The sequence below is a fragment of the Nocardioides sp. genome (genome assembly GCF_031422975.1).
In the GTDB taxonomy this organism is placed as follows: domain Bacteria; phylum Actinomycetota; class Actinomycetes; order Propionibacteriales; family Nocardioidaceae; genus Nocardioides.
This window is the reverse complement of the sequence record NZ_JANPEO010000296.1, coordinates 1-7,297: the sequence shown is the minus strand read 5'-3', so window position 1 is coordinate 7,297 and position 7,297 is coordinate 1. Positions and strand designations below refer to the sequence as shown.

The following is a 7,297-nucleotide window of genomic DNA, read 5'->3' as shown; positions in this document are numbered from 1 at the left end:
GGCCGTGCTGGACGGATCGACCGGCACGACGGTCGGCGACGCCTCCGTCTCGGGCACCACGGTCTCGGAGGTGATCGTGGGCTCGGGCAGGTAGAGGGACGCATCACTCGTGGCGCTGTCCTGCGACGAGGCCGCCGCGTCGCCGTCGAGCCCCAGCATCTTGCTGCCCACCAGAGCGCCGAGGCCGCCGATGATGCCGATCACCGCGGCGACGGCGACCAGGGCGACCAGTCCGGTCAGGACGGGGCGGTCCTCGGTGTCGGCCACGTGCACTCTCCTCGTCGCTGGGTCACTGGCGATCAGCGTTCCGTCGGCCATTGTCACTGACGACGCTTCGAGAACCCAACCCTGATCAGTTGCCGCGGGTCCACACCAGGTCGTCGACGATGCCGCGCGAGCGCCAGCCGTGCGGCGTACGCACGAGGTCGTGGTGGTAGTAGCCACCCACCTCCCACAGCGACTCCTCGCCGTCGTGGTTGATGCTCACCATGGGGTTGGTGAAGTAGGCCGTCGCGGTGGCGGTGTCGCCCCCGAGGACGATCGAGACCTGGCCGAGCAGGTGCTGGAACCGGTCGAAGCCCGCCAGCCCCTTCTCGATCCAGGGCACCACGACGTCGAGGGTGTCCTTGGGGCCGCCGACGCTCGAGTAGTCGAGCACCGCGTCGTCGGTGAAGACGTGGGACAGGTCGCCGAAGGACCGGGTGTCGACCGCGCGCGTGTAGCGGGTGATGAGGTCGGTGATCTCCTGGCGGTCGCTGAGTTCCTGCAGGTCCATGACCCGACTCTAGAACCCGTTCTAGCGTCCGCGACGCCGTTTCCCCAGCCCTTGATGACGGCCAGATGACGGCCCGATGATCGCTTCCTGACGGGATCGGTCGGCCACAAGGTACTTACAACGTCGCGGCCCCCACTGTGAGCCCCGGAGGGTAGCGACGGCGTTGCCCGGGAAGGGTAGCCATGCGCAAGGCACTACTGGGGGGGGTCCTGTTGGTACTTCTCCTCTCCGGGCGCGTCGTCGCGACGTCTGCACCGGCACAGCAACAGGCGCCCGCACTGGCGGCGGGCACGACGGGTCAGCAGCGCACCTACTACATCGCGGCCGAGGAGGTGCTGTGGGACTACGCCCCCCACGACCGCAACGACATCGCGGGCCGGGCCTGGAACCCCGATGAGCAGGTCTTCGTCGAGAACGGTCCGACCCGGATCGGGCACGTCTACCGCAAGTCGCTCTACCGGGGCTACACGGACGCCAGCTTCAGCAAGCGGGTCGCCGTCCCGACGACCTGCCCGGCAGGAGTCAAGCCGTGCGACGACACGCTCGGCATGATGGGGCCGGTCATCCGCGCCGTGGTCGGCGACACGGTCAAGGTGGTGTTCAAGAACAACACCTCCTATCCCGCGTCCATCCACCCGCACGGTGTCTTGTACGACAAGGCCGGTGAGGGAGCGCCGTACGACGACGGGACGAGCGGCGCGAACAAGGCCGACGACGCCGTTGCGCCGGGTGCCACCTACGTCTACAACTGGACGGTGCCAGAGCGTTCCGGTCCGGGGCCGATGGACGGCTCCTCGGTGATGTGGATGTACCACTCGCACACCGACGAGATCGCCGACACCAACGCCGGACTCATCGGCCCGATGGTGATCACGGCGCGCGCCAGGGCGGACGTCGCGTCCGCGACCCCTGCCGACGTGGACCGGGAGATCTTCTCCTTCTACACGGTGGACAACGAGAACGCGAGCATGCACCTGGACCGCAACCTCGCAGAGTTGGCGCTGTCGCCGAACCAGGTCGCCACCAGTGACCAGGAGGCGTTCGAGGAGAGCAACCTGATGCACTCGATCAACGGCTACGTCTACGGCAACGGGCCGGTGCCGACCATGAAGGTCGGGCAACGAGTGCGTTGGTACACCTTCAGCCTCGGCACCGAGGTCGACCTGCACACCCCGCACTGGCACGGCAACACCGAGACCAGCAACGGGATGCGCTCGGACATGATCCAGCTGCTGCCCGGCATGATGATGGTCTCCGACATGGTGCCGGACGCTCCCGGGACGTGGCTGTTCCACTGCCACGTGAACGACCACATTGCAGCGGGGATGCTGGCCCGCTACCGCGTGGTGAGCTGAGCGTCGCGGGTGACGAGGTCGGCGATCCCCGCCGGCCACTGAGTTCCCGCAGGTCCATGGCCAGACTCTAGAACACGTTCTAGTGTGGACGACATGCGATTCACGTACGCCGAAGCGATGACCCGGGCGAGGTTCTACGAGCCCCTCGCCCGGGCCGTCGAGGAGGCGGGCTACACCTCGATGACGGTCGCCGACTCCCTGATCTATCCCCGCGCATCGGACTCGAGCTATCCCTACACCGAGACCGGCGACCGGGAGTTCCTCGAGGACAAGGAGTTCATCGAGACGATGATCCTCTGCGCGCACCTCTTCGCGGTGACCTCGACCCTGCGCCTCACGCCCTTCGTGCTCAAGCTGCCCGTGCGGCCGCCCGTGCTCGTCGCCAAGCAGGCCTCCTCGCTCGCCTTCCTCTCCGACAACCGCCTCGGCCTCGGTGTCGGGCTCTCCCCGTGGCCCGAGGACTTCGCGACGCTCGGCGTGCCGTGGGAGCGTCGCGGCAAGCGGATGGACGAGTGCATGGACATCCTGCGAGGACTCACGACCGGCGAGTTCTTCGGCTACGACGGTGAGTTCTACTCGTTCCCCGAGCTCAAGCAGAGTCCCGCACCGAGCGCGCCGATCCCGCTGCTGGTCGGTGGCCACAGCGACGCGGCGCTACGACGCGCCGTCCGCAAGGGCGACGGCTGGATGCACGCCGGCGGCGACGGGCAGGAGCTCGACCGGCTGCTGATGCGCCTGGCCGAGATCCGGGCCGAGGAAGGGGACACGCGCGACGACTTCGAGGTGCACGTGATCTCCTACGACGCCTACGACCCCGATGGCGTGAAGCGGCTCGAGGACCGCGGGGTCACCGACTGCATCGTCGGCTTCCGGGTGCCCTACGTCGTCGGGCCGGACCCCGAGCCGCTGGCGAAGAAGCTCGAGCATCTGGAGAGGTACGCCGAGTCGGTCATCGCGAAGGTATCCGGATGAGTCTCGCGGCGTTCCGGGACGCGATCGCCGAGGCCGAGCAGCTGATTCGCAACCCGCCCTTCGAGATCACCGAGCAGGAGCTGGCCGAGGGGCTCGACTACCTCGCCGGCTCGATCAGATCGGCGATCCAGATGGCGTTCGACTACGACCTCGAGCACCCCGTGCTGATCAACCCGACGCACCAGTACGCCCGCCAGGGGCTGGACAACCCGGACGCGATCTACTTCAACGCCCACCTCGCCGAGGGTGCGTCGTACGCCGTCTCCGGGTGCCGCGGCACGACGGCCGACCTGTCCTTCCAGGTCATGGCCGGGACCTACTCCTCCTCCGGGGCCCCCGAGACCCTCGCGGCCTTCGACGACCGGTCGCTCGACATTGCCGCTAACGGGACCTTCGAGTGGCGCTTCGGACCCGAGCTCGGACTGCGCAAGGGCTCGACCCTGATCGTGCGCGAGGTCTACTCCGACTGGAACCGCGAGACGCGCGGGACGCTGCGGATCCAGCGGCTCGACACGGCAGGGGTGCCGCGGTCGCCGGCCTCGGTGGAGCGCATCGACAAGAGGTGGGGCGTCGCCGCGAAGCTGCTCACCGGCCGGATCACGACGTGGTTCGCGTTCCCCGAGTGGTTCACCTACCAGGAGCCGGTCAACACCCTGACCAGACCCGCCCCGACGCCGGGCGGGCTGACGACGCAGTTCTCCTCGATCGGGCACTACGCGCTCGCCGACGACGAGGCGATGCTCGTCGAGGTGCCGGCGAGCGATGCGCCGTACCAGGCCATCCAGGTCGGGTCGAAGTGGTATGTCTCGACCGACTACGAGCACCACCAGACGTCGCTGACGCGGGCGCAGTCGCACGTCGACCAGGATGGAATCCTGCGCTACGTCATCAGCGAGCGCGACCCCGGGATCGCGAACTGGCTGGAGACCACCGGACATGCCGCCGGCGTGATGATGCTGCGCTGGCAGCGGACGGACCAGCCTCCCGGCGGGCCCCGGGTGTCGGTCGTGCCGTTCTCCTCGCTCGCGACTCTGGGGTCACTGGATTTCCAGCGGGTGACGCCGTCCGACCGCGCCGCGCGGATCGAGGCCCGCCAGACCGGGGTGGCGCGCAGAATGATCTCGTGAGTGAACGCTGGTCCCGCCTGGGCTTCGGCGCTGTGAGTGCGGCGTACGTCGCAGGGCTGGGGCGCTGCTGCTGTGGACCGTGCTGGGCCTCGTGATGCTCGTCGCGGCCGACACCGACGGCGTGATCTGAAGCTCCACGCGTGTGCGCGGAGATTCACCTCTCGGCCGGCCTTGGAGCCGGGCACTCCACGCAGAGGCGTGGAGTTTCATCGCGGCCTTGCGACGGGCGCGGCATTCGTCTGCCTGCCTGCGAGCACGGGCGCGGGAAGGGGGTCTCCGAGCAACGCTCGACGCGGAACTGGAACAGGTTCTAGTGTGACGCCCATGGGTATCGAGGCCGCTCAACCGCCAATCCTTGCTGACAAGGTGATCGTGCTCTCGGGCGTAGGCCCGGGGCTGGGGCGCTCTCTCGGCGAGGAGGCCGCCAGGCTCGGCGCCGATCTCGTGCTCGTGAGTCGCACCGAGAAGCGACTGCAGAAGATGGCCGCGGTCGTGCGTGGCCTCGGGCGCCGCGCGCTCGTCGTACCCACCGACATCACCGACGAGGAGCAGCGCGCCGCCCTGGTCGAGAGCGCGATGAGCGAGTTCGGCCGCGTCGACTGCCTGATCAACAACGCGTTCGCGATCCCGCCGATGGACCCGCTCACCACCCTGGATCTCGACGCGCTGCGGACCGCGCAGGAGACCAACGTCTTCGCGCCGCTGCGGCTGAGCGCGCTGTTCGCGGACGCCCTCGCGGCGTCGGGCGGCTCGATCATCAACATCAGCTCGTGTGTGGTCTACAGCTCGCAGCCGGAGTACAGCGGCTACAAGCTGTCCAAGGGCGGGCTCCAGCACCTGAGCTCCAGCCTGGCCACCGAGCTCGGGCCGCGCGGCATCCGGGTCAACTCGGTCGCGCCGTCCTACATCTACGAGGACGTGAACAAGGCCTACTTCGACTGGATCGCGAGCGAGAGCGACCGGACGCACGAGGAGGTGTACGCCGAGAAGGCCGCGCCCACGGACCTGAAGCGGCTCGCGACGCCCGACGAGGTCGCGCGCGCGGCGCTCTTTCTCGCGAGCGACCTGGCGAGCGCGGTGACCGGGCAGACGCTGAACATCGACTGCGGCGAGTTCCACTCGTGAGTGCGCGGGTCCGCGATGACGTCGGCTCCCTCGAGGACATCACCGCGGCCGCGGTGCGAAGCACCGGCCTCACCGACTTCGGTGACCACGGCCACGAGGAGGGGCTCACCGTCCTGCTCGAGGACTACGCGTCGGCGTCGGGTCTGACCGGCATCGGCAACTACCGCATGCGCGGCATGGTGAAGGGCCTGCTCGTCGCCAAGCTGATGGCGCGGCAGGGCTTCCTCGCCCATCCCGCTTCCACAGACGTCGCCATCGAGAAGCCGGTCTTCATCATGGGTCTCCCGAGATCCGGTACGACGGTGCTGCAACGCCTCCTGACCGCGGACCCCGGCCACCAGGGACTCGAGCAGTGGCTCGCCGACCTGCCCCAACCACGGCCGCCGCGCGACACCTGGGTCGACGACCCGGTCTTCAGCGCCATGCAGGGCGGGTACGCCGCCTTCCACGACGCCAATCCCGAGCTCGCCGGGCTGCACTACTCCGACGCCGCGTCGCACGAGGAGTGCTGGCGGCTGCTCCAGCACACCGGTCGCTCGGTCGCGTTCGAGACGCAGGGCTACACACCGGGCTACTCGGAGTGGCTCCGAGGGCAGGACTGGATGCCGGCCTATGAGCGCCACCGCGCACTGCTCCAGCTGATCGGCCTGGGCGACGCCGACCAGCGCTGGATCCTGAAGAACCCGAGCCACCTGGTCGCGCTCGACGCGATCAGGACGGTCTACCCCGACGCCGTCATCGTGGTCACCCACCGCGACGTCGTCGCCTGTACGGCCTCGATGTGCTCGCTCGCCGCCGCCTCGACGCGCGGATGCTCCGACGTCTTCGTCGGCGACACCATCGGCCGCACCCAGCTCGACCTGCTCGTCCGCGAGCAGGCGGCGTTCCGCTCGAGTCCGCACTCGCAGCACGTGATCGACGTGGCGTACGACGACCTGGTCGGCGACCCGGTCTCGGCGGTGCATGGGGTGTACGCCGCAGCAGGGTTCGACTGGAGCGACGCCGTCGCCGAAGCGGTGTCCGCGGAGCTCGAGCGCTCGCGCAGCGGCGTACGCGCTCCGAGGCACGCGTATGACCTGGCGGACTACGGGCTCACCGAGTCGCAGGTCCGCGACGCCCTCAGCGAGTGACGCGGATCGTCGCGCCCTCGCGCGGCACGCTGGTGATGTTGCGGACCTTGGGGCGGTCCTCGCCCATCGACTCCACGGCATAGCGCGAGAGCACCTCGCGGAGCACGACGACGCCCTCCATCAGCGAGAAGCCGGCCCCGATGCAACGGCGTACGCCGCCGCCGAACGGGATCCACGTGTTGGGCGCCGGCTGCCCCTCGACGAACCGCTTGGGCCGGAACTCGGCCGGCGCCTCGTGGTTGTCGGGCCGCGAGTGGGCGATGATGATCGACGGTCCGACCGTGGTGCCGGCGGGCAGGTCGTAGCCCCCGATGCTCGCTGGCTTCATCAGGGTCCGCACCACCATCGGGATCACCGGGTGCAGGCGCATCGATTCCTTGAGCACCGCCTCGAGCCAGTCGTCGTCGCCCCCGAGCGCCGCCTCCCGGGAGCGGGCGAGCAGCTGGGGCGAGCGACCGAGCTCGTAGAGCGCCCAGGCCAGCGCGGTCGCGGTGGTCTCGTGGCCGGCGAGCAGCAGCGTGACCAGCTGGTCACGCAACTCCTCGTCGGTGAGGCGGTCCTCGCCCGCAGTGGAGTCGCCCTCGGTGCCGACGCGGATCAGCCGGGAGAGCACGTCGGGGCGCGAGGCCAGGTCCGACGCCGCGCGACGCTCCCGGATCTCGGCGTAGATCAGCGCGTCGAGCTCGAAGGCGTTGTCCTTGGACCGCTTCCACAGGCCGATCTTCTGCAGCCCCGGAATGCCGTAGCCGAGGAGGATCGCCGGGCTGATGTCGACCACCTTGTTGACCCGCGGCCGCATCTGCGCGAGGCGGG

Annotated in this window: 8 protein-coding genes; 5 read left to right on the top strand and 3 right to left on the bottom strand. The window is 69.2% G+C overall.

Annotated features, from left to right (window positions below; translation table 11 throughout):
- Positions 1-267: hypothetical protein (locus RMO85_RS08935; protein ID WP_310528376.1), on the bottom strand; the 267-nt coding region annotated here is incomplete at its 3' end.
- Between the two features lie 85 nt (positions 268-352).
- A complete protein-coding gene (locus RMO85_RS08930; RefSeq protein WP_310528375.1) occupies positions 353-775 on the bottom strand; it encodes a nuclear transport factor 2 family protein in 423 nt (140 codons plus the stop codon).
- A gap of 182 nt (positions 776-957) precedes the next feature.
- On the opposite strand from RMO85_RS08930, the gene RMO85_RS08925 reads away from it, so the two are divergent.
- From RMO85_RS08925 to RMO85_RS08905, 5 genes are all read left to right on the top strand, one after another.
- Positions 958-2,130, top strand: a complete 1,173-nt coding sequence (locus RMO85_RS08925; RefSeq protein WP_310528374.1) for a multicopper oxidase domain-containing protein — start codon at positions 958-960, stop codon at positions 2,128-2,130.
- 93 nt (positions 2,131-2,223) lie between these two features.
- Positions 2,224-3,102, top strand: coding sequence for a TIGR03619 family F420-dependent LLM class oxidoreductase (locus RMO85_RS08920; RefSeq protein ID WP_310528373.1), 879 nt, complete (start codon positions 2,224-2,226; stop codon positions 3,100-3,102).
- Positions 3,099-4,229 carry a hypothetical protein gene (locus RMO85_RS08915; RefSeq protein ID WP_310528372.1) on the top strand — a complete coding sequence of 377 codons (1,131 nt, stop codon included), beginning with the start codon at positions 3,099-3,101 and terminating at the stop codon, positions 4,227-4,229. Before RMO85_RS08920 ends, RMO85_RS08915 begins: the two co-directional genes overlap by 4 nt.
- A gap of 324 nt (positions 4,230-4,553) precedes the next feature.
- Positions 4,554-5,354, top strand: a complete 801-nt coding sequence (locus RMO85_RS08910; protein WP_310528371.1) for an SDR family oxidoreductase — start codon at positions 4,554-4,556, stop codon at positions 5,352-5,354.
- Entirely contained in the window at positions 5,351-6,484 is a 1,134-nt protein-coding gene (locus RMO85_RS08905) for a sulfotransferase (protein WP_310528370.1), read from the top strand. The genes RMO85_RS08910 and RMO85_RS08905 overlap by 4 nt, the downstream gene beginning before the upstream one ends.
- Here RMO85_RS08905 and RMO85_RS08900 read toward each other — a convergent pair.
- The coding region (locus RMO85_RS08900) for a cytochrome P450 (protein WP_310528369.1) at positions 6,474-7,297 on the bottom strand (824 nt) is incomplete at its 5' end. The genes RMO85_RS08905 and RMO85_RS08900 overlap by 11 nt on opposite strands.

Coding starts and splice junctions, on each gene's coding strand:
- RMO85_RS08930 (WP_310528375.1), bottom strand. CDS start 775: ATGGACCTGCAGGAACTCAGCGACCGCCAGGAGATCACCGACCTCATC.
- RMO85_RS08925 (WP_310528374.1), top strand. CDS start 958: ATGCGCAAGGCACTACTGGGGGGGGTCCTGTTGGTACTTCTCCTCTCC.
- RMO85_RS08920 (WP_310528373.1), top strand. CDS start 2,224: ATGCGATTCACGTACGCCGAAGCGATGACCCGGGCGAGGTTCTACGAG.
- RMO85_RS08915 (WP_310528372.1), top strand. CDS start 3,099: ATGAGTCTCGCGGCGTTCCGGGACGCGATCGCCGAGGCCGAGCAGCTG.
- RMO85_RS08910 (WP_310528371.1), top strand. CDS start 4,554: ATGGGTATCGAGGCCGCTCAACCGCCAATCCTTGCTGACAAGGTGATC.